This window comes from Raineyella antarctica (assembly GCF_900092135.1).
In the GTDB taxonomy this organism is placed as follows: domain Bacteria; phylum Actinomycetota; class Actinomycetes; order Propionibacteriales; family Propionibacteriaceae; genus Raineyella; species Raineyella antarctica.
In genome coordinates this window covers 39,256-64,825 of sequence record NZ_FMYF01000013.1, presented here as the reverse complement: position 1 = coordinate 64,825, position 25,570 = coordinate 39,256, and the positions used below count along the sequence as shown (strand labels likewise).

The following is a 25,570-nucleotide window of genomic DNA, read 5'->3' as shown; positions in this document are numbered from 1 at the left end:
GTGGCGCACGGCGGTGGCGGGGCCGGTGACCTGGGGTCACCGGCCCGCCACCGGCGGGCGTCAGTTGTACTTCTGTCCGGCCTTCGCCAGCAGGTCGGCGGGGATGGTCACGCCCATCCGCTGCGCGGCGGCGGTGTTGACGACCAGCTGGACGTCGGACTGGGACTCGACCGGCATCGTGGCCGGGTCGGCCTTCTGGGTGAGGATCTTGACCGCCATCTGGCCGGTCTGCTGGCCGAGCTTGCCGTAGTCGATGCCGTACGTGGCGACGGCCCCGCGCTTGACCGAGTCACCCTCGCCGGCGATGACCGGGATCTTGTTGGTCTCGGCCACCTGCAGCACCGACTCCAGTGCCGACACCACGACATTATCGGTCGGAACGTAGATCGCGTCGACCCCGGACAGCGACTGTGCGCCCTGCTGGACCTCCGAGGAGTTCGAGACCGCCACCTCCTTCAGTGTCAGTCCCTCCTTGGTGGCAGCCTCGCGGGCCAGCTTGACCTGGACCTCGGAGTTCACCTCGCCCGAGCTGTAGATCACGCCGAGGGTCTTGGCCCCCGGGACGAGCTGCTTGACCAGGCCGACCTGCTGGGCGACCGGGTTCATGTCGGTGGTGCCGGTGACGTTCGCGCCGGGTGCCTGCAGCGACTTCACCAGCTGGGCGGAGACCGGGTCGGTGACGGCGGTGAAGAGGATCGGGGTGTCGGTGATCGCCTGGGCGGCGGCCTGGGCGGTCGGTGTGGCGATGGCCAGCACCAGGTCCTTCTTGTCGGTGGCGAACTTGTTCGCGATCGACGTGGCGGTGGCCTGGTCGCCCTGGGCGTTCTGCTCGTCGTACTCGACCTTGAGGCCGGCATCGGCGAGCGCCTTCTTGAAGCCGTCGCGCGAGGCGTCCAGCGAGGGGTGGGAGACGATCTGGGTGATCCCGATCTTGTAGGTCCGGTCCCCCGACTTCGCGTCGGTGTTGGCGGTGCCGCCGCAGGCGGCGAGCAGCATGGACACGGCGGCGATCGCGCCGACCATGCCGAGACGAGCTGACTTCATCGGGCTCCAGTCCTTTCCTCACGGCGCTGCCGCGCCGATGTCTGGGCAAGAGCGTACGGGACGCCCCGGATCGTCCCGTATCGCGGGACACTCCGTGGCAAGGATCCGGCCCGGTGCCCGCGGGACGGGCCGGTCAGGGGCGGCCGTCGAGGAAGGCCAGCTCCAGGTCGATCTCGACCAGCGCCAGCACCTCGTCCTGGGTGGGGTCGCGATGCTCGGCCAGCAGGAGGAGGTCGCGACGCAGCCGGTCCAGGCACTCGACGGCATCGGCCCGGCGGCCGATCTCGGCCCCCAGCCGGGCGTAGGCCAGCAGGGACCCGCGGGCGATGTCGGCATGGGGTCCGGCGACGCCTCCCGACCACTCGTGCAGTCCGGACAGCCCGTCCAGCGTCTCGCGCCACATCTCCATGGGCCGGGAACGACTCACCCCGTGCCCGGACATCCGCGGCACGAGGTCGCGGTAGATCTCGGCGGCGCGCAGCGGACCCAGCCGCGTACGCTGCCCGCCCGCGCGGACCATCCAGGCGGCGAACCGGGACCTGATCGGCAGCCCGGCCTCGTCGTCGGGGGCGAGCCACGCGATGGCCGGCTCCAGCCGCTTGCCGAGCAGCCGGACCGAGGCACCGCACTCGGCCTCGCGCTGCGCGACGTACCACTGGGCGGTGACCTCCGCCGGGTGGCGGACGGGCTTGCCGAGGATCGCGGCGACCAGCAGCCAGCAGGCCTCGCGGGCCAGCGGGTCGGTGTCGTCCAGGACGTACGGGGCGGCGGTACGGCCGGCGACCACCGCGCGCAGTGTCTCGATCAGCTCCATGATCTCCAGCGGCGACGGCTCCGGCCGGTCCTGTCGGCCAAGGTGCTCGTCCCCGGACCGCGTCACGGGGATGAAGGGGTACTCCTCGTCGGCCATGGCAGCCTCCAGTGCATCAGCGGACCGACCGTGGGGGTGGCCCGGTGGAGCAAGTGTGCCATCCGGCCCCGAACGAGACCAGACCAGGAGGTCGGCGCGCGCGGGGCCGGGTGGGAGGGACTCCTCAGTGGCTGCTCAGTCGGCCAGCGGGCCGAACGGGACGCCCAGGCGGCCCAGCATCTCCTCGCCGCCGTCGTGTGCGGTGAGCACCCAGACGCCCTGCGCGGTGCAGGTGACCGTGTGCTCCCAGTGCGCGGCCGGTCGGCCGTCGAGCGTGACGACCGTCCAGTCGTCGTCGAGCACGGCATTGTCCGGCTCGCCCAGGGTGAGCATCGGCTCGATGCAGAACGCCATCCCGCGGGTGATCCGCGGGCCCTTGCCGGCACGTCCGAAGTTGGGCACGTCGGGAGCCTGGTGCATCTCGGTGCCGATGCCGTGGCCCACGTACTCGCGGACGATCCCGTACGGTCCGCCGGGTGCCGAGGTGGCGTACGCCTCCACGGCCGCGCCGATGTCACCGATCCGGCCGTTGAGCCGGGCGGCGGCGATGCCGGCCCACATGGCGCCCTCGGTGGCCTCGGCCAGCGCCTGGTTGGCGGGGCTGGGCGTGCCGACCTGGACGGTCCGGGCCGCGTCGCCGTGCCAGCCGTCGATGATCGCTCCCCCGTCGATGGACAGGATGTCGCCGTCGGCGAGGGGTTCGTCGGTCGGCATGCCGTGCACGATGACCTGGTTCACCGACAGGCAGGCGACACCCTTGAACCCACCCAGGCCACGGGAGTCCGCCCCGTACTCCAGGAAGTTCGAGTCGGCACCGTGGTGGGCGAGGACGTCGCGGCCGACCTGGTCCAGCTCGCGCAGGGTCACGCCGGGGCGCGCCTGGGCGCTGATGGCGTCGAGGAACTCGGCCACGACCAGCCCCGCCCTCCGCATCAGGCGGAGCTGGTCGTCGGTCTTGATCTCTATCCCGCGGGAACGGAACACTCAGGCCTTCTTCGCCTCGAGGGCGTCGGCGATCCGCTGCCCCACCTCGTCGATGTCACCCAGGCCGTCGACCTCGACCAGCAGGCCGCGGTCGGCGTACGTCGCCAGCAGCGGGGCGGTCTCCTTGGCGTAGACGTCGAGGCGGGTCCGGATGGTCTCCTCGTTGTCGTCGGCCCGGCCCTCGATCTCGGCACGCTTCAGCAGTCGCGTGACGACCTCGTCGGTGTCGGCGGTCAGCGAGACGACGGCGTCAAGCTTCTCGCCGAGCTCGGCCAGCATGCCGTCGAGCGCCTCCACCTGGGCGGGCGTACGGGGGTAGCCGTCGAGCAGGAAGCCACCGCGGGCGTCCTCCTCGGCCAGCCGGTTCGCGATCAGGCCGTTGGTGATGTCGTCACCGACGTACCCACCCGCGTTCATGATCTCCTTGACCTTCAGACCGAGCGGGGTCTCGTTCTTCACGTTCGTACGGAAGATGTCGCCCGTGGAGATGGCGGGAATCCCGTAGCGCTCGGCGATGCCCTTGGCCTGCGTGCCCTTGCCGGCACCGGGCGGACCCATGATCAGTAGCCTCATCGGAGGAACCCTTCGTAGTTGTGTTGCTGGAGCTTGGACTCGATCTGCTTGATGGTGTCCAGGCCGACGCCGACGATGATGAGCAGCGACGTACCACCGAACGGGAAGTTCTGGTTGGCCTGGAACAGTATGAAGGCGATCGACGGGATCAGCGCGATCAGCGCCAGGTACAGCGATCCGGGAGCCGTCAGCCGGCTCAGGACGAAGGAAAGATACCGCTCCGTCGGCCGGCCCGCACGGATACCGGGGATGAAACCGCCGTACTTCTTCATGTTGTCCGCGATCTCCTCGGTGTTGAAGGTGATCGAGACGTAGAAGTAGGCGAACAGGATGATGAGCAGGAAGTACGTGATGACGTACACCGGGTGCGACATCGTCCCGAAGTAGCGGCCGAGCCACTGCGCGGCCTTGCTGTTCGGGTTGAAGGTCGAGAACATCACCGGCAGGTACAGCATCGACGAGGCGAAGATGACCGGGATGACACCGGCCTGGTTCACCTTGATCGGGATGTACGTGGAGGTGCCGCCACGCAGCTTCCCGCCGATCATCTTCTTGGCGTACTGGACCCGGACCCGGCGCTGGCCCTGCTCGATGAACACCACCGCGGCCATCACGGCGAGGCCGACGAGGACGACCAGGCCCATCACGACCCAGCCCTCCTGGCCGGGGCGCGACTGGCGGACCGAGGTCAGCCCGTTCGGGAACTGGGCGGCGACCGAGGTGAAGATCAGCACGGACATGCCGTTGCCGACGCCCTTCTCGGTGATCAGCTCACCCATCCACATCACCAGGCTCGTGCCGGCGGTCATGGTCAGGATCATCACGATCACCGGGAACAGGTTGCTGCTGTAGACCAGCCCGGTACACCCCGGGATCAGCTGGTCGTTGACCGCCAGCGTGACGTACGCCGTCGACTGCATGATGGCCAGCAGGATCGTCAGGTAGCGGGTGTACTGGGTGATCTGCTCCTGGCCGTGGCCGCCCTCCTTGCGGAGGCGCTCCAGCCGCGGGATCACCACCGTCATCAGCTGGATGATGATCGAGGCGGTGATGTACGGCATCACGCCGAGGGCGAAGATCGCCAGCCTCAGCAGGGCACCACCGGAGAACATGTTGAGCATCGACGCGAAGCCGGCCTGGCCGCCGGAGGCCATGGCGCGGCAGTAGTCGACCTGCTGGACGTTCACGTTCGGGATGGGGATGGCGGAGCCGATCCGGAAGATGACGATGATCCCCAGGGAGAACAGGATCTTGTTGCGAAGATCCGGTGTCCGGAAGGCATTCGCGAATGCTTGGAGCACCGTGCCCCTCTCTCGTGACGACGACAACACGTACCGGGCATGCCCGGGGACGCTGGACCACGCTCCGACTGGAGCATGCCGCTCGACTGTATCAACTCCACCGAAGCCCCCGCCCGGACGATCAGCCCCGGGGACACCCGGGCGGCGACGTACGACAGCAGGGGCGGCTCCCGGAGGAACCGCCCCTGCTGTGCCGTGCACCCGTCAGACGGGTGCCCAGCTGTGATGACCCGTGGGTCAGAGGACCTCGGCGGAACCGCCGGCGGCCTCGATCTTCTCCTTGGCCGAAGCCGAGAACTTGTTGGCCTTGACCTGGAGCTTGACGGGCAGCTCGCCGCCGCCCAGCACCTTGACCAGCTCGCCGTCACGGACGGCGCCCTTGGAGACCAGGTCCTCGACCGTGACCTCGCCACCCTCGGGGTAGAGGGCCACGAGCTTCTCCAGGTTCACGACCTGGTACTCGACGCGGAACGGGTTCTTGAAGCCGCGAAGCTTCGGAACACGCATGTGCATCGGCATCTGGCCACCCTCGAAGAACTCGGGGGTGTTCTTGCGTGCGCCCGTGCCCTTGGTGCCACGGCCCGAGGTCTTGCCCTTGGAACCCTCACCACGGCCGACACGGATGCGGTCGCGCTTGGAGCCGGGAGCCGGCTGGAGATCATGCAGCTTGATCGCCATATCAGTCAACCTCCTCAACGGTGATCAGGTGGCGGACCGTACGGACCATGCCACGGATGGCCGGGTTGTCCGGCTGCTCGACGCTCTGGCCGATCTTGCGCAGACCGAGGCCACGCAGCGTGCGCCCCATCTGCGGCTTCTCGCCGACGACACCCTTGATCTGGGTGATCTGCAGCTTCGCCATCAGGAAGCCACCTCCTGCTTGCCCTCTTCACGGGAACGCAGCTTCGCGGCCGGGGTGACGTCCGCAACGGACTTCCCACGACGCTTGGCGACGTCCTCGGGCTCTTCCAGCATCTTCAGCGCGACCTCGGTGGCGTGCACCACGTTGATCGCGTTCGACGAACCCAGCGACTTCGCCAGGACGTCCTGGACACCCGCGCACTCGAGGACGGCGCGCACGGCGCCACCAGCGATCACACCGGTACCGGGAGCGGCCGGGCGCAGCATGACCACGCCGGCGGCCTTCTCGCCCTGGACCGGGTGCGGGATGGTCTTCTGGATGCGGGGGACGCGGAAGAAGTTCTTCTTCGCCTCCTCGACACCCTTGGCGATCGCCGCGGGGACCTCCTTGGCCTTGCCGTAGCCGACGCCGACCGTACCGTCACCGTCGCCCACCACGACCAGCGCGGTGAAGCTGAAGCGGCGGCCGCCCTTGACGACCTTGGCAACGCGGTTGATGGTCACCACGCGCTCGATGAACTGGTTCTTGTCCTCGGTGTTGCGGCTGCCCCGACGATCGTCACGACCGCGACGCTCGCCACGGCCGCCAGTGCGGCCCTGGTTCTCACTCATCGCTTCTCTATCCTCTCGTCAGAAGTCCAGGCCGGCTTCACGCGCGCCATCGGCGAGCGCAGCCACACGACCCTGGTACTTGAAGCCGGCGCGGTCGAGAACGACCTTCTCCACACCAGCGGACTTCGCACGCTCGGCGACCAGCGCGCCGACCTTGCGAGCCTTGGCAGACTTGTCGCCCTCGAAGGAGCGCAGATCGGCCTCCATCGTCGAAGCCGACGCGAGCGTACGACCCTGGGTGTCGTCGATCACCTGCACGAACATGTGCTTGGCGGACCGGGACACGACGAGGCGCGGGCGCTCGGCGGAGCCGAAGATCTTCTTGCGGCCGCGGACCTGGCGGCGCAGCTTGGACGCAGCCTTCGGCGCGGTGTGCTTGTTGTGCGTCAGGGAGATACCCATCGTCACTTACCTGCCTTTCCGGCCTTGCGGCGGACGTGCTCGCCCTCGTACCGCACACCCTTGCCCTTGTAGGGCTCGGGCTTGCGGATCTTGCGGATGTTGGCGGCGACCTCGCCGACCAGCTGCTTGTCGATCCCCTGCACGGAGAAGTGCGTGGGGTTCTCCACCTTGAACGTGATGCCGGCGGGTGCGTCGACGATCACCGGGTGGGAGAAGCCGAGGGCGAACTCGAGCTGCGTCGGGCCCTTGGCGACGACACGGTAGCCGACGCCCTGGATCTCGAGCTTCTTCTCGTAGCCCTGGGTCACACCGGTGACCATGTTGTTCACCAGCGTGCGGGTCAGGCCGTGCAGCGAGCGGTTCAGGCGCTCGTCATCCGGGCGCTCGACGACCAGCTCGCCGTTCTCGCTCCTCTGCACCGTGATGGGCGCGGCGACCTGGTGCTCCAGCTCGCCCTTCGGACCCTTCACCTTCACCTGCCGGCCATCAAGGGTGACCTCAACGCCGGACGGGACGGTGATCGGGAGCCTTCCAATTCGGGACATGGTTTTCTCCTCTCTCGGTCTCGTCCGTCACCACACGTAGGCGAGGACTTCCCCACCCACGCTCTTGGCCTTGGCCTCGCGGTCGGTCAGCAGACCCTGCGAGGTGGAGATGATGGCGATACCCAGGCCACCGAGGACCTTGGGCAGGTTGGTGGACTTGGCGTAGACGCGCAGGCCCGGCTTGGAGATGCGGCGGATACCGGCGAGCGCACGCTCACGGTCCTCGCCGAACTTCAGCGTCAGGGTCAGGGTCTTGCCAACCTCCCCCTCGGCGGGGTCGGTGACCTGGTAGTCCTGGATGTAGCCCTCCTGCTTGAGGATCTCGGCGATACCCGCCTTGATCTTCGAGTGGGGCATAGATGTCTCGTCATGGTGCGCCTGATTGGCGTTACGCAGACGCGTCAGCATGTCTGCGATCGGATCGGTCATGCTCATGGCTCAGGAAGCCTCTTTCTCGCTGCGGTTTCCGATGGCTCGAGGCCCGGACCTGCGGCGTTGGAAGTGTGAAAATCTAGGAATCTGGTGAGAGCATCGGCCCCACCGGCTGGCCGTGGGCATGGGCCCACCCGGAGGTGCGGCGGACTCTCGTCCGCCCCTCCCCCGTTGCCCCTCGTACGCGGCGCCGCTCGTCAGACGGACGGCACCGCGTACGCAGGACTCACCAGGAGGACTTGGTGATGCCGGGCAGCTCGCCCTTGTGGGCCATCTCCCGCAGGCAGATGCGGCACAGGCCGAACTTGCGGTAGACGGAGTGCGGACGGCCGCACTTCTGGCAGCGGGAGTAGCCGCGAACCGCGAACTTGGGCTTACGGGACTGCTTGACCTTCAGACCGGTCTTTGCCATCAGTTACTCACTTCTTCCCACGGGAGTAGCGAGAGCCGGACACCTTGGCCTTCGCCTTCTTCGGGTTGTCATTGAAGGGGAAGCCGAGCTGCTTGAGCAGCGCGCGGCCTTCCTCGTCGTTGGTCGCCGAGGTGACGATCGTGATGTCCATACCGCGGGTACGGTCGATCCTGTCCTGGTCGATCTCGTGGAACATGACCTGCTCGGTCAGACCGAAGGTGTAGTTCCCCTTGCCGTCGAACTGCCACGGGTTGAGCCCGCGGAAGTCACGGATACGCGGCAGGGCGATCGACAGCAGACGGTCCAGGAACTCCCACATGCGGTCACCGCGGAGGGTGACGTGCGTGCCGATGGCCTGGCCCTCGCGGAGCTTGAACTGGGCGATCGACTTGCGGGCGTTCGTGACCTGCGGCTTCTGGCCGGTGATCGCGGTGAGGTCCTTGATCGCGCCATCCATCACCTTGGAGTCACGGGCGGCGTCGCCGACACCCATGTTCACGGTGATCTTGACCAGACCGGGGATCTGCATCGCGTTGGCGATCTGGAACTGCTCGCGCAGCGCCGGGACGATCTCCTCGCGGTACCTCGTCTTCAGACGCGGCACCTCGCGGGTCACGGGCGTGGTTGCTTCGGTGGTCTCGGTGGACATCAGAACTCCTCCCCCGTGGCCTTGGCGATACGGACGCTGCGGTAGACCTCGTGCTCCGAGCCGTCGGCACGGGTGCGGGTGACCTTGACGCGCTTGTGTCCGACGCGCGTCACGACCTCCTCACCGTCCTTCTTGACGACCGGCTGGACGTTGGAGACGTGGATCGGGGCCTCGGAGGACACGATCCCGCCCTGGACCGTCCGGCCGCCGGCCTGGCGGTCGGTCAGGTGGCGCTTGACGATGTTGACGCCCTGGACGGTGACGCGCTCGTTGGACGGGTCGACGGCGATGATCTCGCCGACGGTGCCCTTGTCCTTGCCGGCGATGACCTTGACGCGGTCACCCTTCTTCACGTGCAGCTTCTTCTGGTCACTCATGTCAGATCACCTCCGGGGCGAGCGAGATGATGCGCATGAACTTCTTGTCGCGCAGCTCACGGCCGACCGGTCCGAAGATACGGGTGCCACGGGGCTCCCCGTCGCTCTTCAGGATCACGGCGGCGTTCTCGTCGAACTTGATGTAAGAACCGTCGGGTCGACGGGTCTCCTTGACGGTGCGGACCACGACGGCCTTGACGACCTCACCCTTCTTCACGTTTCCACCGGGAATTGCGTCCTTCACGGTGCAGACGATGGTGTCGCCGAGTCCGGCGTAGCGACGACCGGAACCACCGAGAACACGGATGCAAAGGAGTTCCTTCGCACCAGTGTTGTCGGCGACCTTCAGTCGCGACTCCTGCTGGATCATCTTCTATCTCCTGGTTGTCCCACTGGTTCCCCAGTTTCCGAGGGCCTAGTGGAACTCGATGTGGTTACTTGGCCTTCTCGACGATCTCAATGAGGCGCCAGCGCTTGTCACGCGACGTCGGGCGGGTCTCCATGATCCGAACGCGGTCGCCGATGCCGGCCTCGTTGTTCTCGTCGTGGGCCTTGTAGCGCGCGGTCTGACGCATCACCTTGCCGTAGAGGGGGTGCTTCTTGCGCTCCTCCACGGTGACGACGATGGTCTTCTCCATCTTGTCGCTGACGACGTAGCCGGTCAGCACCTTGCGGCGGCCGCGCTCCGCGGTCTCCTTCTCAGTGGTCTGCTCGCTCATGCGTCTGCCTTCTCATCCTTCTCGACGTCCGTGGTGTCGGCGGCCCGGTCGGGGTCCTCGACGATGCCGAGGTTCCGCTCCTGGAGCACGGTGTAGATCCGCGCGATGTCCTTGCGGACCTCGCGCAGACGACCCTGCGACTCGAGCTGGCCGGTCGCGTGCTGGAACCGGAGGTTGAAGAGCTCCTTCTTCAGCTCGACGACCTTCTCGTTCAGGGTCTCACGGCTCATCTGGCGCAGTTCGACTGCGCTGGTGGTCTTCGCCATCAGTTCTCACCTACCTCGCGCTTGATGAAGCGCGCCTTCATCGGCAGCTTGTGGATCGCCAGGCGCATGGCCTCGCGAGCCACTTCCTCATCGACGCCGGCCAGCTCGAACATCACGGCACCGGCCTTGACGTTGGCCACCCACCACTCGGGGGTGCCCTTGCCGGAACCCATGCGGGACTCGGCAGGGTGCTTGGTCATCGGACGGTCCGGGTAGATGTTGATCCAGACCTTGCCGCCACGCTTGATGTGACGGGTCATGGCGATACGAGCGGACTCGATCTGCCGGTTCGTGACGTAGGCGTTGGACAGTGCCTGGATGCCGTAGTCACCGAATGCGAGAGCGGTACCACCCTTGGCGGCGCCGGAGCGCCCCGGGTGGTGCTGCTTGCGGTACTTCACTCGACGGGGGATCAGCATGGATATCAGGCTCCTGCGTTCTCGGTCGCGGGGGCAGACTCGGTCGCCCGGGGGGCGTCCTGGCCTGCCGCAGCGTCCTGACGACGACGGCCACCGCGCTCGGGGCGATCCCCACGACCACGGCCACCGCGCGCCGGACGCTGGCGCTGGTTGGCGTTCTGACGGGCGGCCTTCTGGGCAGCGCGCTCGGCACGCGTCCCGGAGACGTCACCCTTGTAGATCCAGACCTTCACACCGATGCGGCCGAAGCTGGTACGGGCCTCGTAGAAGCCGTAGTCGACGTCGGCGCGCAGGGTGTGCAGCGGCACACGGCCTTCGCGGTAGAACTCCGAGCGGCTCATCTCGGCGCCGCCGAGACGGCCGGAGCACTGGATCCGGATGCCCTTGACGCCGGCGCGCATGGCCGACTGCTGGGCCTTGCGCATCGCGCGGCGGAAGGCCACGCGGGCGCCGAGCTGCTCGGCGACACCCTGGGCGACGAGCTGTGCATCGGTGTCGGGGTCCTTGACCTCGAGGATGTTCAGCTGCACCTGCTTGCCGGTCATCTTCTCCAGCTGGCCGCGGACGCGCTCCGCCTCGGCGCCGTTACGGCCGATGACGATGCCCGGACGAGCGGCGTACAGGAAGATGGTGACCCGCTCGGAACGACGCTCGATCTCCACGTTCGAGATGCCGGCGCGCTCCAGGTTGGAGTGGATCCACTCGCGGATCTTGTTGTCCTCACCGACGAACTCGGCGTACTGCTTCTCTGCGAACCAGCGGCTCACGTGGTCGGTGGTGATACCGAGTCGGAAGCCGTTCGGGTTGATCTTCTGACCCATGCTCAGGCCTCCTTCTTCTTGTTCTCGGTGTCATTCGAGCGAGGCTCGACGACGACGGTGATATGGCTGGAACGCTTCAGGATGCGGCTGGCCGACCCCTTGGCGCGGGGACGGATGCGACGCATCGTCATGCCCTCGTCGACGAACGCCTGGGAGATGTACAGGTCGTTGCGACGCAGGCCGTCGGTGTTCTCCGCGTTGGCGGCGGCCGAGGCCACCACCTTGTAGACCGGCTCGGAGGCGGCCTGCGGGGCGAACTTCAGGGTGTTCAGGGCATCGTCGACGCCCATTCCACGGACCATGTCCACCACACGGCGGACCTTCTGGGCGGACATCCGCACCTGCTTGGCGATGGCGTAGTTACCAGGGCGATCGCCGAGCAGGGCCGCGCGACGGCTCGGCCGTGCCTTGTCAGTGTTGCTCATTGGCTCTCAACTTCCTCGGATCAGCGCCGACGCGACTTGCGGTCGTCCTTGATGTGGCCCTTGAACGTACGGGTGGGAGCGAACTCCCCCAACTTGTGGCCAACCATGGCGTCCGTGACGAACACCGGGACGTGCTTGCGACCGTCGTGCACGGCGATGGTGTGCCCGATCATGTCGGGCAGGATCATCGATCGGCGCGACCAGGTCTTGATGACGGTCTTGGTGCCCTTCTCGTTCTGCGCGTCCACCTTCTTCCACAGGTGGTCGTCGACGAAGGGGCCCTTCTTCAGACTGCGAGGCATGTTCTACCTTCCCTTCCTCGATCAGCGCTTCTTGCCGGACTTGCGACGCCGGACGATGTCGCGGTTGCTGGCCTTGTTCTTGTCGCGGGTGCGACCCTCGGGCTTGCCCCAGGGCGAAACCGGGTGGCGGCCACCGGAGGTACGACCCTCACCACCACCGTGCGGGTGGTCGATCGGGTTCATGACCACACCACGGACGGTCGGGCGCTTGCCCTTCCAGCGGTTGCGGCCGGCCTTGCCCCAGTCGATGTTGGACTGCTCGGCGTTGCCGACGGCCCCGACGGTGGCGCGGCAGCGGACGTCCACCATGCGCATTTCCCCGGAGGGGAGACGCAGGGTGGCCTTCTTGCCCTCACGGGCGACCAGCTGCACCGACGTGCCGGCGGACCGGCCCATCTTCGCGCCGCCACCCGGACGCAGCTCCACGGCGTGGACCGTGGTGCCGACCGGGATCGAGCGCAGCGGCAGGTTGTTGCCCGGCTTGATGTCCGCACCCTCGCCGGACACCACGAGGGCGCCCTGCTGCAGGTCCTTCGGAGCAATGATGTAGCGCTTCTCGCCGTCCAGGTAATGGAGCAGAGCGATGCGCGCGGTGCGGTTCGGGTCGTACTCGATGTGAGCGACCTTGGCCGGCACGCCGTCCTTGTCGTAGCGCTTGAAGTCGATCAAGCGGTACGCCTGCTTGTGACCGCCACCGATGTGACGGGTCGTGATCCGGCCGTTGTTGTTACGGCCGCCGGTCTTCGGCTTCGCGACGAGCAGCGACTTCTCCGGCGTCGACCGGGTCAGCTCGACGAAGTCGGCAACGGACGAGCCGCGTCGGCCCGGAGTTGTCGGCTTGTACTTACGGATACCCATAGGAGTGTGTTTCCTTGTCTCAGCGAGGAGCCCGGTCAGTCGACCGAGCCTCCGAAGATGTCGATGCGCTCGCCGTCAGCAACAGTGACGATCGCTCGCTTGGTGTCGGGGCGCTTGCCGAGACCGAACTTCGTCCGGCGGGTGTGGCCCTTGCGGTTCAGGGTGTTGACCGCCATGACCTTGACGCCGAAGACCTTCTCGACCGCGATCTTGATCTCGGTCTTGTTGGCGTTCGGACGGACCAGGAACGTGTACTTGTTCTGGTCGATCAGGCCGTAGCTCTTCTCGGAGACCACGGGGGCGATCAGCACGTCGTGGTGCTCGCGGATCTTCAGCGGCTCGTTCACTTCTGCTCCTCCTTGGCGGTACGGCTACCGACGAAGGCGTCCAGGGCGGACTGGGTGAACACGACGTCGTCGGCGTTCAGCACGTCGTACGCGTTGAGCTGGTCGGGGACCAGCAGGTGCACGCTGCCGGCGTTGCGCAGGCTCAGCTGCAGCAGCTCCTCGTCGCGGTTCACCACGACCAGGACCTTGCGGGCCTCGGAGAAGTTGCTGAGGGAGGCCAGGGCCGCCTTCGTGGAGGGCTTGTCGTCCACGCCGAAGCCGGTGACCACGCGCATGTTGCCGTCGCGGAAGCGGTCGGTCAGCGAGGCGTAGAGCGCCTGGGCGATCATCTTCTTGGGCGTCCGCTGGGCGTACGAGCGCGGCACGGGGCCGTGCGAGACACCGCCACCGGTCCAGATCGGGGAACGGGTCGAGCCGTGACGGGCGCGACCGGTGCCCTTCTGGCGCCACGGCTTCTTGCCGCCGCCGGAGACCTCGGCGCGGGTCTTCACCTTGGCCGTACCCTGGCGGGCAGCAGCCAGCTGGGCGATCACGACCTGGTGGATCAGCGCGGTGTTGGGCTCGACGTCGAAGATCTCGGCGGGGAGATCAGCGGTGCCGGCCTTCTTGCCCTGGGCGTCCAGGACGTCGATGGTCAGGGTGCTCATGCGGCCTTCCCTTCCGTGGCAGCCTTCTTGGCGGCGCTGCGGAGAACGACCAGACCACCCTTGGTGCCCGGGATCGCGCCCTTGACCAGGATGAGGCCCTTCTCAACGTCGACCGCGTGGACCTTGAGGTTCTGCACCGTCTTCTTGTCGACGCCCATCCGGCCGGCCATCTTGATGCCGCGGAAGACGCGCGCCGGCGTGGAGGCGCCACCGATGGAACCGGGGGCGCGGTGCTTGCGGTGCACACCGTGGCCGGCGCCGAGGCCCTTGAAGCCGTGGCGCTTCATGACACCGGCGGTGCCCTTGCCGCGGGTGATGCCCGTGACATCGACGAACTCGCCGTCGGCGAAGACGTCGGCGGTCAGCTCCTGGCCGACCTCGTACTCGGCGGCGTCAGCCGTGCGCAGCTCCATCAGGTGCTTGCGCGGGGTGACCCCGGCCTTCTCGAAGTGACCGGCCATCGGCTTGGTGACCTTGCGGGCCTTGACCGCGCCGAAGCCGAGCTGGACGGCGGAGTAGCCGTCGGACTCGGGCGTACGGACCTGGGTCACGACACAGGGGCCGGCCTGGATGACGGTCACGGGGATGATCTTGTTGTCAGCGTCCCAGACCTGGGTCATGCCGAGCTTGGTGCCCAGCAGACCCTTCAGGTTGCGTTCGTTGCTCATGATTCAGACGTCCCTCAGAGCTTGATCTCGATGTCGACACCGGCCGGAAGGTCGAGACGCATGAGCGAATCGACGGTCTTCGGCGTCGGGTCGATGATGTCGATGAGCCGCTTGTGCGTACGCATCTCGAAGTGCTCGCGGCTGTCCTTGTACTTGTGGGGCGAACGGATCACACAGAACACGTTCTTCTCCGTGGGCAGCGGCACCGGGCCGGCAACCTGGGCACCAGTTCGCGTCACCGTATCGACGATCTTGCGCGCCGAGGAGTCGATGACCTCATGGTCATAGGCCTTCAGCCTGATGCGGATCTTTTGTCCCGCCACAGTTCGTCCTTACTTCTCGTGCTTCGGCGGCCGCTCGGGTGAGCAGTACCGGTCTTGTTGCTCCCGGTCTGACCAGACCCAGCGGAAAACCCGCGCGATCCCGATGATCGAGCGACCCACGCGGTCGGGCGTGTCGCGCATCCTGGAGACACAAGGACCTGTCAAGAGGTCCTCTTTTGTGACATCCGGTTCAGCGCGTCTCGTTCACCAGGGATCCATCCGGGGACGGTCCACGGTGTCCGAGCCGAACCCTCTGGCGGCCGAACAGCATGCGTCATCTACCCATCTGAGCCCCTGGCGGGGCGAACTCCCGAGCACCTCCACCGACCCTGTCGGCGGTGCAACTCGTGCGAGACCCTATGGAATGTTGATGACGCTTGCTGCCCTGTCGGAGCAACCCCACTATGTTGTCATCAATCGAGGCCCAGAGCAAATCACTCGTTCCGCGCCGCTCCGCGTCCTCGCGGACCACGCGGAAGGCGCCCGGCGCCGGGCCTTCGAGGCGGTAGGGTCGCGGCCGTGCAGCCAGTTCCCGCCGTGAGGCAGCGCCTCGCCCTCGTGTCCCCCGCCGGCATCCCCGAGGCGGCCATCGAGGCCGCGCAGGCCCTCTTTCCCGGGGTGACCAGCGTACGCCACCGCCACGAGGACGCCTGGCAGGCGGTGTACGTGGAGGGCGGGGCCCCAGGCACGATCGACGTACGACCCGTCGCCGACGCGTACGACCTGTCCGCCGCCGTGGTGAGCGGGCCCCTGCTGGACGGCCCGGAGCTGGTCGTGATGGACGTCGACTCCACCTTCATCACCAGCGAGGTGATCGAGGAGATCGCCGAGGCCGCCGGCACGCGCGAGGAGGTGGCCCGGGTCACCGAGCAGGCGATGCGCGGCGAGATCGACTTCGCCGAGAGCCTCGCCCGCCGGGTCGCCACCCTGGCCGGGGTCCCGGCGTCCACGCTCGCCGACGTTCTGGCACGGGTGTCGTACACCCCGGGTGCCGAGGAACTGGTGCGCACGGTGCAGGCCCGGGGCGGCCACGTCGGCCTGGTCTCCGGCGGGTTCATCGAGGTGGTCGCGCCCCTGGCGGAGCGGCTCGGGATCGACCTGGTCAGGGCGAACCGGCTCGAGGTGGACGACGCCGGACTGCTCACCGGCCGTACGGTCGGCCGGGTGGTCGACGGCCGGGCCAAGGTCGAGTTCCTGGGCAGCTATGCCGCGGAGGTCGGCGCCACGCCCGGGCGGACCGTCGCGATGGGTGACGGTGCCAACGACCTGGGGATGATCGCGGCCGCGGGGCTGGGCGTCGCCTTCTGCGCCAAGCCGATCGTCCGGGAGCAGGCCTCCGGGCGGATCACCTTCCGCAGGCTGGACGCCCTCTGCGGCCTGCTCGACATCTGAGCCGCCGTTCCTCCGAGCTCGCCCGGGTCGGCGCGACCAGGTGCATCCGGGGCCGAGGTGTTCTAAGGTCGGACCATGACCTGGGTCACCTACGACGCCATCATCCTCGCGGGCGGCCGCGCGCGACGCCTCGAGGGCGCGTGCAAGCCCGAGGTCATCCTCGCCGGGCGCCGCCTGCTCGACCACACCCTGGACTCCACGACCGGGGCGCGGCACCGCGTCGTGGTCGGCCCGGCAGCACTGGAGGTCCCCGCGACCGTCCTGCAGACCCAGGAGACACCCGCCCACGGCGGCCCGGTCGCCGGCATCGAGGCAGGCCTGCAGGCCCTCTCCGGCACCACCGGCCCGCGCTCCGTGGGCGACGGCACGCCGATCCTGGTGCTCGCGTGCGACATGCCGTTCATCGCCTCCGCGCTCCCCCGACTGCTCGCCCACCTGGACGGGGTCGACGGCACCCACCTGGTCGACCACGAGTGCCATCCGCAATGGCTGGCAGCCCTCTACCGTCCGGACGCCCTCCAGCGGGGCCTGGACACCTTGGCCGCCGACGGCGGTACGCGCAACGCCTCCGTCCGCCGACTCGTCGCCGGACTGGCCATGACCGCTGTGGCGACCAGCGGCCCCGAGTGCTCCGACGTCGACACCTGGGCCGACCACGCCCACCTGGAGACGGTCGTTCCGCCCACCCTCCGCGCCGTCTCCTGACGGTCCCCGCAGCCGCCCGACCCGCACCGTCCGAGGGCGCCGGCCCGTGGCGGGCCGGCCAGCCCATCGGCCGGCCGGTCACAACTCCGTGCAGCACACCTCACACCAACTCGGGTCATTTTCCTTGGCATGATCGGGAAAAATACGGCAGGATGCGCGTAGTACTACGACATACGAGGGAGTCGAAGGATGGCGGCAGGCACCGCACTCGCACCGGATCTGTCCAACTGGGATCCCAACAACGAGGAGACCTGGGACAGTCGCATCGCCTGGCGAACACTCTGGATCACGACCTACTCGATGATCCTGGCGTTCTGCACCTGGTACATCGTCTCCACCGTGGCACCGCAGCTGAACAAGGTCGGCTTCGACCTGACCAAGGCCCAGTTGTACTGGCTGGTCTCCATGCCCGGCCTGGCCGCCGGCATCTTCCGGCTGACCTGGATGTTCCTCCCGCCGCTGCTGGGCACCCGCAAGCTCGTCACGCTGTCGTCCCTGCTGCTGCTGATCCCGATGCTCGGCTGGACCTTCGCGGTCCGCGACTCGGGCACCCCGTACTCGACCCTGCTGCTGCTCGCCTTCGCCTGTGGCATCGGCGGCGGGGTCTTCTCGGGCTACATGCCCTCCACCGGCTACTTCTTCCCCAAGTCGAAGTCCGGGACGGCCCTGGGCACCCAGGCCGGCATCGGCAACTTCGGCATGTCGATCATCCAGGTCCTCGGCCCGTGGGTGATGGGCTTCGGCCTGCTGGGCACCGCCTTCCTCACCCCGCAGCAGGCGGCCGGCCACCCGATCTGGCTGCACAACGTCGGCCTGGTGCTGGTCCCCTGGACGGTGCTGGCCGCCGTGCTGGCCTGGTTCTTCCTGCGCGACGTCCCGGTCAAGGCCAACTTCCGCCAGCAGATGGACATCTTCGGCAACCGGAACACCTGGGCCCTGATGCTGATCTACCTGATGACCTTCGGCGCGTTCTCCGGGTTCGCCGCCCAGTTCGTCCTGCTGGTGAACAACACCTTCGGCATCACCTCGAAGTTCGTCCCCGCCAGTGGTGACGTCTCGGGTCTCGTCGCCGGCGCCGCCTTCGGCTTCCTGCCGCCGCTGATCGCCTCCGCGGTCCGGGTGGCCTGGGGCCCGCTGTGCGACAGGTTCGGCGGCGCCCTGTGGACCTTCGTCGCCGGCGTCGGGATGTCCATCTCGATCCTGGTGGCGGCCACGTTCCTGAACCCGAGCTCACCCGACGAGTACAAGGGCTTCCTGGTGTCCATGTTCGCGATGTTCTTCTTCGCGGGCATCGGCAACGCCGGCACCTTCAAGCAGATGCCGATGATCATGCCGCCGCGCCAGGCCGGCGGCGTGATCGGCTTCACCGCCGCCATCGCCTCCTTCGGTCCGTTCTTCGTGGGCGTGGCCCTGGCCAACCTCGACGCCCACGCCTTCTTCATCGGCTGCGGGATCTTCTTCATCCTCTGCACGCTGCTCACCTGGGTGATGTACGCCCGGCCCAGGGCACCGTTTCCCGGCTGACCGCTGCCCCCATCGCGAAAGGACCCCCGATGACCTCCACCACACGTCCGGCAGGTTCCACCGGCCCCGAGCACGCGGCCCCGACCCCGAGTGACGACAACGGCCTGCTCGGCCTGGGGACTTTCTTCCGGCGCGGCACCGCCTCGGCGGACAAGCGGCAACTCTTCCTCACCGGCGGCCGTGAGGGCGACGTCTTCTACCGCGACCGCTGGTCGCACGACAAGGTGGTCCGCTCCACCCACGGGGTGAACTGCACCGGGTCCTGCTCGTGGAAGGTGTACGTCAAGGACGGCATCATCACCTGGGAGGCCCAGCAGACCGACTACCCGGGCACCGGCCCCGACATGCCGGACTACGAGCCCCGCGGCTGCCCGCGCGGCGCGGCCTTCAGCTGGTACACCTACTCCCCCACCCGGGTCCGCTACCCGTACGCCCGGTCGGTGCTGCTGCGGCTGTGGCGGGAGGCCAAGCGGGCCCACCCCGACCCCGTCGACGCCTGGGAGTCGATCGTCGAGGACCCGGAGAAGGCACACGCGTACAAGTCCCAGCGCGGCAAGGGAGGCCTGGTCCGGGTCAGCTGGGACACCGCCAACGAGATCGCGGCCGCCGCCCACGTCTACACGATCAAGCGCTACGGTCCCGACCGGCTGGCCGGCTTCTCCGTCATCCCGGCGATGAGCCAGGTCTCGTACGGCGCCGGCACCCGCTTCTACTCGCTGCTGGGCGGCGCGATCCTGTCGTTCTACGACTGGTACGCCGACCTGCCGATGGCCTCCCCGCAGGTCTTCGGGGACCAGACCGACGTCCCCGAGTCCGGCGACTGGTACAACAGCTCCTACCTGATGATGTGGGGCTCCAACGTCCCCGTCACCCGTACCCCGGACGCCCACTTCATGACCGAGGTGCGCTACAAGGGCACCAAGGTGGTCACGGTCAGCCCCGACTACGCCGACAACACCAAGTTCGCCGACGAGTGGATGGCGATCCACCCGGGCACCGACGGAGCCCTGGGCCTGGCCATGGGACACGTCATCCTGCGCGACTTCCACGTCGCGGCGGGCACCCCGTACTTCCTGGACTACATGAAGAAGTACACCGATGCGCCCTACCTGGTCGCGCTCGCCGAGCAGCGGCTGCCGGACGGCACCCTGACGCACGTGCCGGGCAAGTTCGTCACCGCCGAGGACCTGCCGGAGTTCGCAGCCGAGGAGAACGCCGCCTTCCGTACGGTCGTGATGGACCGCAGCGGTGCCCCCCGGGTGCCGAACGGCTCCCTGGGCCACCGCTTCGGCGAGTCCGGCCTCGGCAAGTGGAACCTCGAGGCCGGCGACATCGACCCGGTGATGTCCCTGCTGGAGGGCTCCTACGAGCCGGTCGAGCTCTCGCTGCCCCGGTTCGACACCGTGCCCGCCGGCACCGATGACGAGGACGCCAACCACGTCGGCAGCTCCTCGCTGGTGCGCCGCGGCGTCCCTGCCCGCCGGGTCGGCGAGCTGCTGGTCACCACCGTCTACGACCTGATGCTGGCCCAGTACGGCGTCGAGCGGGCGCCGCTGCCCGGCGAGTGGCCGCGCGACGAGACCGACACCGAGGCGGTCGGCACGCCGGCCTGGGCCGAGACGATCACGGGCATTCCGGCCGCCCAGATCACCCGGGTGGCGCGGGAGTTCGCGCAGAACGCGGACGACTCGCACGGCCGTTCGATGATCATCATGGGCGCGGGGGTGAACCACTACTTCCACGCCGACACCATCTACCGCACGATGATCGCCCTGGTGATGATGTGCGGCTGCCAGGGCCGCAACGGCGGCGGCTGGGCGCACTACGTCGGCCAGGAGAAGGTCCGGCCGATCACCGGCTTCCAACAGTACGCCTTCGCCTTCGACTGGCAACGGCCCACCCGGCACATGACCACCGCCTCCTACTGGTACCTGGCGACCGACCAGTGGCGCTACGACGGGCTGCCCGCCGACGCGCTGGCCTCCCCGCTGGCCAGTGACCGGATGCGCGGGCGGACCACCGCCGACACCCTGATCGAGGCGAACAAGCGCGGCTGGATGCCGACCTACCCGACCTTCGACCGCAACTCGCTGACGATCACCGAGGACGCGGCCGCCGCAGGCATGGAGGTGCCGGCGTACGTGGTCGACCAGCTCCAGAAGGGCGAGCTGCACTACGCCTGCGAGGACCCGGACGACCCGGAGAACTTCCCACGGGTGGTCACCAACTGGCGGACCAACCTGATCGGCTCCTCCGCCAAGGGTGCGGAGTACTTCCACAAGCACCTGCTGGGCGCGCGGGACGCCATCCGGGCCGCCGAGTGCGAGCCGGAGCGCCGGCCCCGGGACATGGTCTGGCGCGACGAGGCCGCGACCGGCAAGGTCGACCTCTTCACCACGCTCGACTTCCGGATGACCTCGACCACGCTGCACTCCGACCTGGTGCTGCCGGCGGCGACCTGGTACGAGAAGCACGACATCTCGACGACCGACATGCACCCGTTCATCCACTCGTTCAACCCGGCGATCGCGCCGCCGTGGGAGTCCCGGACCGACTTCGAGATCTTCCGGACCCTGGCCGGGATCGTCTCCGACATGGCCCGAGAACACCTGGGCACCCGCCACGACCTGCTCGCCGCCCCGCTCAACCACGACACGCCCGACGCGATGGGCATGCCGCACGGCGCCACCAGGCCGCTCGCCGAGACCCCGATGGTCCCCGGCGTGACGATGCCCAAGCTGATCACCATCGAGCGCGACTACACGGCGATCCGCGACAAGTTCGACACCATCGGGCCGCTGTCGGAAAAGCTGGGGATGCCGGTGAAGGGCATCGTGCTGCACCCGGAGCAGGAGATCGCCGAGCTGGCCGGGATGAACGGGGTGGCCCGGAACGGCTCCTGCGCCGGCCGGCCGCTGGTCGACACCGACGTGAAGGCCGCGGAGATGATCCTGCGGCTGTCCGGGACCTCCAACGGCCACCTCGCCACCCAGGGCTTCCACACCCTGGAGAAGCGGACCGGGACCCGGATGGCCGACCTGGCCGCGGAGAACGAGGGACGCCGGATCACGTACGCCGACACCGAGCAGCAGCCGCAGTCGGTGATCACCTCCCCGGAGTGGTCCGGGTCGGAGACCGGCGGACGTCGTTACTCCGCGTTCGTCCAGAACGTGGAGCGGGACAAGCCCTGGCACACCCTGACCGGCCGGATGCACTTCTTCCTCGACCACGACTGGATGTCCGACCTCGGGGAGAACCTGCCGACCTTCAAGCCACCGCTGGACATGCACCGGCTCTTCGGAGACGCGAAGATCGGCTCCACCACCACCGGCCACGAGAGCGCCGGGGTCGAGGTCGGCGTGCGCTACCTGACCCCGCACAACAAGTGGTCCATCCACTCCGAGTACCAGGACAACCTGTACATGCTCTCGCTGAGCCGCGGCGGCCCCAACATCTGGATGTCCCCGGCCGATGCGGCGAAGATCGGCGTCAAGGACAACGAGTGGGTCGAGTCGTACAACCGCAACGGCGTCGTGGTCGCCCGCGCGGTGGTCTCCCACCGGATGCCGGAGGGCACGGTGTTCATGCACCACGCCACGGAGCGTACGGTCGACGTCCCCCGTACGGAGACCTCCGGCACCCGCGGCGGCATCCACAACGCCCTGACCCGGGTGCTGATGAAGCCGACCCACCTGGTCGGCGGCTACGCCCAGCACGCCTACGGCTTCAACTACGTCGGGCCCACCGGCAACCAACGCGACGAGGTGACGGTCATCCGTCGCCGCAGCCAGGAGGTGCAGTACTGATGCGGATCATGGCGCAGATGGCGATGGTGATGAACCTCGACAAGTGCATCGGGTGCCACACCTGCTCGGTCACGTGCAAGCAGGCGTGGACCAACCGGTCCGGCCTGGAGTACGTCTGGTTCAACAACGTCGAGACCCGTCCGGGCCTCGGCTACCCCCGGACGTACGAGGACCAGGACCGCTGGAAGGGCGGCTGGATCCGCCAGCCCAACGGCCGGATCCGGCTGCGCGGCGGCGGTCGCCTGCGCAAGCTGGCGACGATCTTCTACAACCCGGACATGCCCAAGATCGCCGACTACTACGAGCCGTGGACGTACGACTACGACATGCTGCTGACCGCGCCCGCGGACTCCCCGCACGTACCGGTGGCGCGCCCGCGTTCGCTGATCACCGGCGAGGAGATGAAGATCTCCTGGTCGGCCAACTGGGACGACGACCTGGCCGGCTCCCAGGAGATCGCCGTCAACGACCCGATCCTGGCGAAGATGAACGAGAAGGTCCGGCTCGAGTACGAGAAGACCTTCATGTTCTACCTGCCCCGGATCTGCGAGCACTGCCTCAACCCCAGCTGTGTGGCCTCCTGCCCCTCGGGCGCGATGTACAAGCGGGTCGAGGACGGGATCGTGCTGGTCGACCAGGACCAGTGCCGCGGCTGGCGGATGTGCGTCTCCGGCTGCCCGTACAAGAAGGTCTACTTCAACCACCGCTCCGGCAAGGCCGAGAAGTGCACGCTCTGCTACCCGCGGCTGGAGGAGGGGCTGCCCACGGTCTGCTCCGAGACCTGCGTGGGCCGGCTGCGCTACCTCGGCATCGTGCTGTACGACGCCGACCGGGTCACCGAGGCCGCCTCGGTGGAGGACGAGCACGACCTGCTCGCCGCCCAGCGGAACGCCTTCCTCGACCCGCACGACCCCGCGGTCCAGGTCGCCGCAGAGGCCGCCGGCATCCCGCACGACTGGATCCAGGCCGCCCAGCGCTCCCCCGTGTGGCGCCTGATCCACGACTACGAGGTCGCGCTGCCACTGCACCCGGAGTACCGCACGCTGCCGATGGTCTGGTACGTGCCGCCGCTGTCCCCGATCGTCGACGAGGTCGCCCGGACCGGGAACGATGCCGAGGACCACCGGGTGCTGCTGACCGCGCTGTCGACGATGCGCATCCCGCTGGAGTACATGGCCGAGCTGTTCACCGCCGGCGACCCCCGTCCGGTCGAGCTGGCGCTGCGCCGGCTGGCCGCGATGCGCTCGTACATGCGCGACATCAACCTGGGCAACCCGCCGCAGGAGGAGATCGCCGCGGCGGTCGGGATGACCGGGCAGGAGGTCGAGGACATGTACCGGCTGCTGGCCATCGCCGACTACGACGAGCGGTACGTCATCCCGACCACGCACGGCGAGATCGGCCGCGCCATGGCGGCGGTCGACCCGATGGGCTGCTCGCTCGACGAGCCCGACGGGGTCGGGATGAACGGTCCGGGACTGGCCGCGGCCGGGCACGCACACTCCGAGGCCGACCATGGTGGCTCGCACGGATCCGGCTCGCCCGGTGGGGCGCAGCGGGTCCGGCTCACCCTGAGCCGGCGCGAGGACCTGGATGGCTTCCCCGGCACCCCGGGCTTCGCCGGAGGTGCGCTGTGAGTCTTCCCGGAGCGGGCCGGGGAAGCTTCCTCGGCCGACCCCGCCGGCCGGCGCTGGCCGTCGTCCCGCACTCCGCCCGGCAGCGCGCCCTGACGCACATGGCTGCGGCCGTGCTGCTGGACTACCCCACGCCCGCCAACCTCGAGCGCTACCCGGCGGTCGAGGCCGAGGTCGCTGCGCTGCCCCGCCCGATCGGCGACCGGCTCGCGACCTTCCTGGCCCATGCCCGCCACGTCGGTGGCGATGCCCTGGCCCAGCAGTACGTGGAGACCTTCGACCTGAAGCGGAAGTGCTCGCTCTACCTCTCGTACTACCTGACCGGCGACACGCGCAAGCGCGGCACGGCGCTGGTCACCTTCCTGGAGGCCTACCGGGCCGCCGGCCACGAGCTCGCCGCCAACGAGCTGCCCGACTACCTGCCGGTCGTGCTGGAGTTCTCGGCCCTCGGGGACCCGGAGGTGGCAGGGGTCCTGCTGGGCTCGCACCGCGAGGGCCTGGAGGTCCTGCGCGAGGCGCTGGGGCAGCTGGCCAGCCCCTGGAAGGCCGTCGTGGAGGCGGTCACCCTCACGCTGCCGCACGTGGACGAGGCCACCCGCCTGCGTACCCTCGACCTGATCGCCGGCGGCCCCCCGACCGAGATGGTCGGCGTCGACGCCCTCGGTCCCCGCGAACCCCTGGTGCCCACCGAGGCCCTCCGACGTACGGCCGGCACCGGCTCGACCCACCCCCTGGAGCGATGATGACTGCCCTGGAAATCATGCTGTGGATCGTCTTCCCCTACGTCAGCCTGACCATGCTCGTGGTCGGGACCATCTGGCGCTACCGCCATGACAAGTTCGGCTGGACCACGCGCTCCTCCGAGCTGCACGAGAGCCGGATGCTGCGGCTCGGATCACCCCTGTTCCACTACGGCATCCTTGCCGTCGGTGCCGGTCACGTGATGGGCCTGCTGGTCCCGAAGACCTGGACCGAGGGGATGGGCATCAAGCAGGAGGCCTACCACCTGCTCGCCACCGTCGGCGGCGGGCTGGCCGGCCTGGCCACCGTGCTCGGCCTGGCCCTGCTGATCTACCGCCGGCGTACGGTCGGTGGCGTCTTCCAGGCGACCACCGTCAACGACAAGGTGATGTACGTCCTGCTGGCGCTGCCGATCCTGCTCGGCAGCATCGCGACGGTGATGTACCAGGTGCTGGGCGGCGAGGGCTACGACTACCGGGCGACCATCTCGCCGTGGCTGCGCTCGATCCTGGGCCTGCAGCCGCAGGCGGACCTGATGACCGGGGTGCCGCTGTACTTCCAACTGCACATCGTGGCGGCGTTCCTGCTCTTCGCGATCTGGCCGTACACCCGCCTGGTGCACGCCTTCTCGGTCCCGCTCGCCTACCCGACCCGGCCCTACATCGTCTACCGGTCCCGCGAGGCGAACCCGTCGATCCGGCGCCCCGACCGGGGGTGGGAGCCGATCGTCGGACCGGTGTCCCTGGATCGTTCCCGCGGCGGACGGGTGCACCCGCCCTCGGAGGATCCGAACCCCTGAGCCGGGCGCCGGAAGGTGGACGCGGGGGGAGGGCGGACGGCACGCGCGTCGTCCGCCCTCCCCCGCTCCGGT

Annotated in this window: 32 protein-coding genes and 1 pseudogene; 7 read left to right on the top strand and 26 right to left on the bottom strand. The window is 68.3% G+C overall.

The annotated features are described in order from the left end of the window. Positions 1–60: 60 nt before the first annotated feature. The 26 genes and pseudogenes from GA0111570_RS15430 to rpsJ all read right to left on the bottom strand — a co-directional run bounded on the left by GA0111570_RS15430 (position 61) and on the right by rpsJ (position 14,897). Positions 61–1,044, bottom strand: coding sequence for an ABC transporter substrate-binding protein (locus tag GA0111570_RS15430; protein ID WP_092613380.1), 984 nt, complete (start codon positions 1,042–1,044; stop codon positions 61–63). A 133-nt stretch (positions 1,045–1,177) separates the two neighbouring features. Continuing rightward, complete coding sequence (locus GA0111570_RS15425) at positions 1,178–1,954, bottom strand: hypothetical protein (protein ID WP_092613378.1); 777 nt, start codon at positions 1,952–1,954, stop codon at positions 1,178–1,180. Between the two features lie 135 nt (positions 1,955–2,089). Beyond that, complete coding sequence (map, locus tag GA0111570_RS15420; RefSeq protein ID WP_281245219.1) at positions 2,090–2,938, bottom strand: type I methionyl aminopeptidase; 849 nt, start codon at positions 2,936–2,938, stop codon at positions 2,090–2,092. Continuing rightward, the gene (locus GA0111570_RS15415) at positions 2,939–3,511 is read right to left on the bottom strand and encodes an adenylate kinase (protein WP_092613376.1); all 573 of its coding nucleotides are present in this window, start codon (positions 3,509–3,511) and stop codon (positions 2,939–2,941) included. Continuing rightward, a complete protein-coding gene (gene secY, locus GA0111570_RS15410; protein ID WP_092613374.1) occupies positions 3,508–4,812 on the bottom strand; it encodes a preprotein translocase subunit SecY in 1,305 nt (434 codons plus the stop codon). The genes GA0111570_RS15415 and secY overlap by 4 nt, the downstream gene beginning before the upstream one ends. Positions 4,813–5,049: 237 nt before the next feature. After that, positions 5,050–5,490, bottom strand: coding sequence for a 50S ribosomal protein L15 (rplO, locus tag GA0111570_RS15405; protein ID WP_092613372.1), 441 nt, complete (start codon positions 5,488–5,490; stop codon positions 5,050–5,052). A 1-nt stretch (position 5,491) separates the two neighbouring features. Then, on the bottom strand, positions 5,492–5,674 hold the full coding sequence (rpmD, locus tag GA0111570_RS15400; RefSeq protein WP_092613370.1) for a 50S ribosomal protein L30: 183 nt from the start codon (positions 5,672–5,674) through the stop codon (positions 5,492–5,494). After that, positions 5,674–6,285, bottom strand: a complete 612-nt coding sequence (gene rpsE, locus GA0111570_RS15395) for a 30S ribosomal protein S5 (RefSeq protein ID WP_092613368.1) — start codon at positions 6,283–6,285, stop codon at positions 5,674–5,676. Before rpsE ends, rpmD begins: the two co-directional genes overlap by 1 nt. Before the next feature lie 18 nt (positions 6,286–6,303). Then, positions 6,304–6,687 (bottom strand): 50S ribosomal protein L18, encoded by a 384-nt coding sequence (rplR, locus tag GA0111570_RS15390; protein ID WP_092613366.1) that lies wholly within the window; start codon positions 6,685–6,687, stop codon positions 6,304–6,306. Positions 6,688–6,689: 2 nt separating this feature from the next. Further along, positions 6,690–7,232: a 50S ribosomal protein L6 gene (gene rplF / locus GA0111570_RS15385; protein ID WP_092613364.1), complete on the bottom strand. Its 543-nt coding sequence runs from the start codon at positions 7,230–7,232 to the stop codon at positions 6,690–6,692. A 27-nt stretch (positions 7,233–7,259) separates the two neighbouring features. Continuing rightward, a complete protein-coding gene (gene rpsH / locus GA0111570_RS15380) occupies positions 7,260–7,667 on the bottom strand; it encodes a 30S ribosomal protein S8 (protein WP_092613362.1) in 408 nt (135 codons plus the stop codon). Between the two features lie 223 nt (positions 7,668–7,890). Further along, positions 7,891–8,076, bottom strand: coding sequence for a type Z 30S ribosomal protein S14 (locus GA0111570_RS15375; protein ID WP_092613360.1), 186 nt, complete (start codon positions 8,074–8,076; stop codon positions 7,891–7,893). Positions 8,077–8,083: 7 nt separating this feature from the next. Beyond that, positions 8,084–8,725, bottom strand: coding sequence for a 50S ribosomal protein L5 (gene rplE / locus GA0111570_RS15370; RefSeq protein ID WP_092613358.1), 642 nt, complete (start codon positions 8,723–8,725; stop codon positions 8,084–8,086). Beyond that, positions 8,725–9,102, bottom strand: a complete 378-nt coding sequence (gene rplX / locus GA0111570_RS15365) for a 50S ribosomal protein L24 (protein WP_092613356.1) — start codon at positions 9,100–9,102, stop codon at positions 8,725–8,727. The genes rplE and rplX overlap by 1 nt, the downstream gene beginning before the upstream one ends. A gap of 1 nt (position 9,103) precedes the next feature. Continuing rightward, positions 9,104–9,472 (bottom strand): 50S ribosomal protein L14, encoded by a 369-nt coding sequence (gene rplN, locus GA0111570_RS15360; protein WP_092613353.1) that lies wholly within the window; start codon positions 9,470–9,472, stop codon positions 9,104–9,106. Positions 9,473–9,536: 64 nt separating this feature from the next. Then, positions 9,537–9,821, bottom strand: a complete 285-nt coding sequence (gene rpsQ, locus GA0111570_RS15355) for a 30S ribosomal protein S17 (RefSeq protein WP_092613350.1) — start codon at positions 9,819–9,821, stop codon at positions 9,537–9,539. Then, positions 9,818–10,087, bottom strand: a complete 270-nt coding sequence (gene rpmC, locus GA0111570_RS15350; RefSeq protein WP_092613347.1) for a 50S ribosomal protein L29 — start codon at positions 10,085–10,087, stop codon at positions 9,818–9,820. Before rpmC ends, rpsQ begins: the two co-directional genes overlap by 4 nt. After that, complete coding sequence (rplP, locus tag GA0111570_RS15345; protein ID WP_092613344.1) at positions 10,087–10,506, bottom strand: 50S ribosomal protein L16; 420 nt, start codon at positions 10,504–10,506, stop codon at positions 10,087–10,089. Before rplP ends, rpmC begins: the two co-directional genes overlap by 1 nt. A gap of 5 nt (positions 10,507–10,511) precedes the next feature. After that, positions 10,512–11,327 (bottom strand): 30S ribosomal protein S3, encoded by an 816-nt coding sequence (gene rpsC / locus GA0111570_RS15340; protein ID WP_092613341.1) that lies wholly within the window; start codon positions 11,325–11,327, stop codon positions 10,512–10,514. A gap of 2 nt (positions 11,328–11,329) precedes the next feature. Next, on the bottom strand, positions 11,330–11,752 hold the full coding sequence (gene rplV / locus GA0111570_RS15335) for a 50S ribosomal protein L22 (RefSeq protein ID WP_092613338.1): 423 nt from the start codon (positions 11,750–11,752) through the stop codon (positions 11,330–11,332). Positions 11,753–11,772: 20 nt separating this feature from the next. Next, on the bottom strand, positions 11,773–12,054 hold the full coding sequence (gene rpsS / locus GA0111570_RS15330; protein ID WP_092613335.1) for a 30S ribosomal protein S19: 282 nt from the start codon (positions 12,052–12,054) through the stop codon (positions 11,773–11,775). 21 nt (positions 12,055–12,075) lie between these two features. Continuing rightward, on the bottom strand, positions 12,076–12,912 hold the full coding sequence (rplB, locus tag GA0111570_RS15325; RefSeq protein WP_092613332.1) for a 50S ribosomal protein L2: 837 nt from the start codon (positions 12,910–12,912) through the stop codon (positions 12,076–12,078). Positions 12,913–12,947: 35 nt separating this feature from the next. Further along, positions 12,948–13,259 carry a 50S ribosomal protein L23 gene (gene rplW, locus GA0111570_RS15320; RefSeq protein ID WP_217634211.1) on the bottom strand — a complete coding sequence of 104 codons (312 nt, stop codon included), beginning with the start codon at positions 13,257–13,259 and terminating at the stop codon, positions 12,948–12,950. Between the two features lie 5 nt (positions 13,260–13,264). Next, positions 13,265–13,906 (bottom strand): annotated as a pseudogene (rplD, locus tag GA0111570_RS15315) (50S ribosomal protein L4); the annotation flags it as partial. After that, positions 13,903–14,574: a 50S ribosomal protein L3 gene (rplC, locus tag GA0111570_RS15310; RefSeq protein ID WP_092613327.1), complete on the bottom strand. Its 672-nt coding sequence runs from the start codon at positions 14,572–14,574 to the stop codon at positions 13,903–13,905. The pseudogene rplD and the gene rplC, both read right to left, overlap by 4 nt. A gap of 14 nt (positions 14,575–14,588) precedes the next feature. Further along, on the bottom strand, positions 14,589–14,897 hold the full coding sequence (gene rpsJ, locus GA0111570_RS15305; RefSeq protein ID WP_091414454.1) for a 30S ribosomal protein S10: 309 nt from the start codon (positions 14,895–14,897) through the stop codon (positions 14,589–14,591). A gap of 519 nt (positions 14,898–15,416) precedes the next feature. On the opposite strand from rpsJ, the gene serB reads away from it, so the two are divergent. From serB to narI, 7 genes are all read left to right on the top strand, one after another. Next, positions 15,417–16,289, top strand: coding sequence for a phosphoserine phosphatase SerB (gene serB / locus GA0111570_RS15300; protein WP_245703246.1), 873 nt, complete (start codon positions 15,417–15,419; stop codon positions 16,287–16,289). Positions 16,290–16,364: 75 nt separating this feature from the next. Continuing rightward, complete coding sequence (gene mobA, locus GA0111570_RS15295) at positions 16,365–16,994, top strand: molybdenum cofactor guanylyltransferase (protein WP_092613324.1); 630 nt, start codon at positions 16,365–16,367, stop codon at positions 16,992–16,994. A 189-nt stretch (positions 16,995–17,183) separates the two neighbouring features. Continuing rightward, positions 17,184–18,518 carry a nitrate/nitrite transporter gene (locus tag GA0111570_RS15290; RefSeq protein ID WP_092613321.1) on the top strand — a complete coding sequence of 445 codons (1,335 nt, stop codon included), beginning with the start codon at positions 17,184–17,186 and terminating at the stop codon, positions 18,516–18,518. Between the two features lie 29 nt (positions 18,519–18,547). After that, positions 18,548–22,324 carry a nitrate reductase subunit alpha gene (locus GA0111570_RS15285; protein WP_092613318.1) on the top strand — a complete coding sequence of 1,259 codons (3,777 nt, stop codon included), beginning with the start codon at positions 18,548–18,550 and terminating at the stop codon, positions 22,322–22,324. After that, complete coding sequence (gene narH, locus GA0111570_RS15280; protein ID WP_092613315.1) at positions 22,324–23,961, top strand: nitrate reductase subunit beta; 1,638 nt, start codon at positions 22,324–22,326, stop codon at positions 23,959–23,961. Before GA0111570_RS15285 ends, narH begins: the two co-directional genes overlap by 1 nt. Further along, complete coding sequence (narJ, locus tag GA0111570_RS15275) at positions 23,958–24,701, top strand: nitrate reductase molybdenum cofactor assembly chaperone (RefSeq protein WP_139283282.1); 744 nt, start codon at positions 23,958–23,960, stop codon at positions 24,699–24,701. Before narH ends, narJ begins: the two co-directional genes overlap by 4 nt. Then, the gene (gene narI / locus GA0111570_RS15270; protein ID WP_092613309.1) at positions 24,701–25,498 is read left to right on the top strand and encodes a respiratory nitrate reductase subunit gamma; all 798 of its coding nucleotides are present in this window, start codon (positions 24,701–24,703) and stop codon (positions 25,496–25,498) included. Before narJ ends, narI begins: the two co-directional genes overlap by 1 nt. Positions 25,499–25,570 lie beyond the last annotated feature (72 nt).

Bases quoted from the DNA above. Each gene is read 5' to 3' on its own strand.
- GA0111570_RS15430 (WP_092613380.1), bottom strand. From the start codon at position 1,044: ATGAAGTCAGCTCGTCTCGGCATGGTCGGCGCGATCGCCGCCGTGTCC.
- GA0111570_RS15425 (WP_092613378.1), bottom strand. From the start codon at position 1,954: ATGGCCGACGAGGAGTACCCCTTCATCCCCGTGACGCGGTCCGGGGAC.
- GA0111570_RS15415 (WP_092613376.1), bottom strand. From the start codon at position 3,511: ATGAGGCTACTGATCATGGGTCCGCCCGGTGCCGGCAAGGGCACGCAG.
- rplO (WP_092613372.1), bottom strand. From the start codon at position 5,490: ATGGCGATCAAGCTGCATGATCTCCAGCCGGCTCCCGGCTCCAAGCGC.
- rpmD (WP_092613370.1), bottom strand. From the start codon at position 5,674: ATGGCGAAGCTGCAGATCACCCAGATCAAGGGTGTCGTCGGCGAGAAG.
- rpsE (WP_092613368.1), bottom strand. From the start codon at position 6,285: ATGAGTGAGAACCAGGGCCGCACTGGCGGCCGTGGCGAGCGTCGCGGT.
- rplR (WP_092613366.1), bottom strand. From the start codon at position 6,687: ATGGGTATCTCCCTGACGCACAACAAGCACACCGCGCCGAAGGCTGCG.
- rplF (WP_092613364.1), bottom strand. From the start codon at position 7,232: ATGTCCCGAATTGGAAGGCTCCCGATCACCGTCCCGTCCGGCGTTGAG.
- rpsH (WP_092613362.1), bottom strand. From the start codon at position 7,667: ATGAGCATGACCGATCCGATCGCAGACATGCTGACGCGTCTGCGTAAC.
- GA0111570_RS15375 (WP_092613360.1), bottom strand. From the start codon at position 8,076: ATGGCAAAGACCGGTCTGAAGGTCAAGCAGTCCCGTAAGCCCAAGTTC.
- rplE (WP_092613358.1), bottom strand. From the start codon at position 8,725: ATGTCCACCGAGACCACCGAAGCAACCACGCCCGTGACCCGCGAGGTG.
- rplX (WP_092613356.1), bottom strand. From the start codon at position 9,102: ATGAGTGACCAGAAGAAGCTGCACGTGAAGAAGGGTGACCGCGTCAAG.
- rplN (WP_092613353.1), bottom strand. From the start codon at position 9,472: ATGATCCAGCAGGAGTCGCGACTGAAGGTCGCCGACAACACTGGTGCG.
- rpsQ (WP_092613350.1), bottom strand. From the start codon at position 9,821: ATGAGCGAGCAGACCACTGAGAAGGAGACCGCGGAGCGCGGCCGCCGC.
- rpmC (WP_092613347.1), bottom strand. From the start codon at position 10,087: ATGGCGAAGACCACCAGCGCAGTCGAACTGCGCCAGATGAGCCGTGAG.
- rplP (WP_092613344.1), bottom strand. From the start codon at position 10,506: ATGCTGATCCCCCGTCGAGTGAAGTACCGCAAGCAGCACCACCCGGGG.
- rpsC (WP_092613341.1), bottom strand. From the start codon at position 11,327: ATGGGTCAGAAGATCAACCCGAACGGCTTCCGACTCGGTATCACCACC.
- rplV (WP_092613338.1), bottom strand. From the start codon at position 11,752: ATGAGCAACACTGACAAGGCACGGCCGAGCCGTCGCGCGGCCCTGCTC.
- rpsS (WP_092613335.1), bottom strand. From the start codon at position 12,054: ATGCCTCGCAGTCTGAAGAAGGGCCCCTTCGTCGACGACCACCTGTGG.
- rplB (WP_092613332.1), bottom strand. From the start codon at position 12,912: ATGGGTATCCGTAAGTACAAGCCGACAACTCCGGGCCGACGCGGCTCG.
- rplC (WP_092613327.1), bottom strand. From the start codon at position 14,574: ATGAGCAACGAACGCAACCTGAAGGGTCTGCTGGGCACCAAGCTCGGC.
- mobA (WP_092613324.1), top strand. From the start codon at position 16,365: ATGACCTGGGTCACCTACGACGCCATCATCCTCGCGGGCGGCCGCGCG.
- GA0111570_RS15290 (WP_092613321.1), top strand. From the start codon at position 17,184: ATGGCGGCAGGCACCGCACTCGCACCGGATCTGTCCAACTGGGATCCC.
- GA0111570_RS15285 (WP_092613318.1), top strand. From the start codon at position 18,548: ATGACCTCCACCACACGTCCGGCAGGTTCCACCGGCCCCGAGCACGCG.
- narH (WP_092613315.1), top strand. From the start codon at position 22,324: ATGCGGATCATGGCGCAGATGGCGATGGTGATGAACCTCGACAAGTGC.
- narI (WP_092613309.1), top strand. From the start codon at position 24,701: ATGACTGCCCTGGAAATCATGCTGTGGATCGTCTTCCCCTACGTCAGC.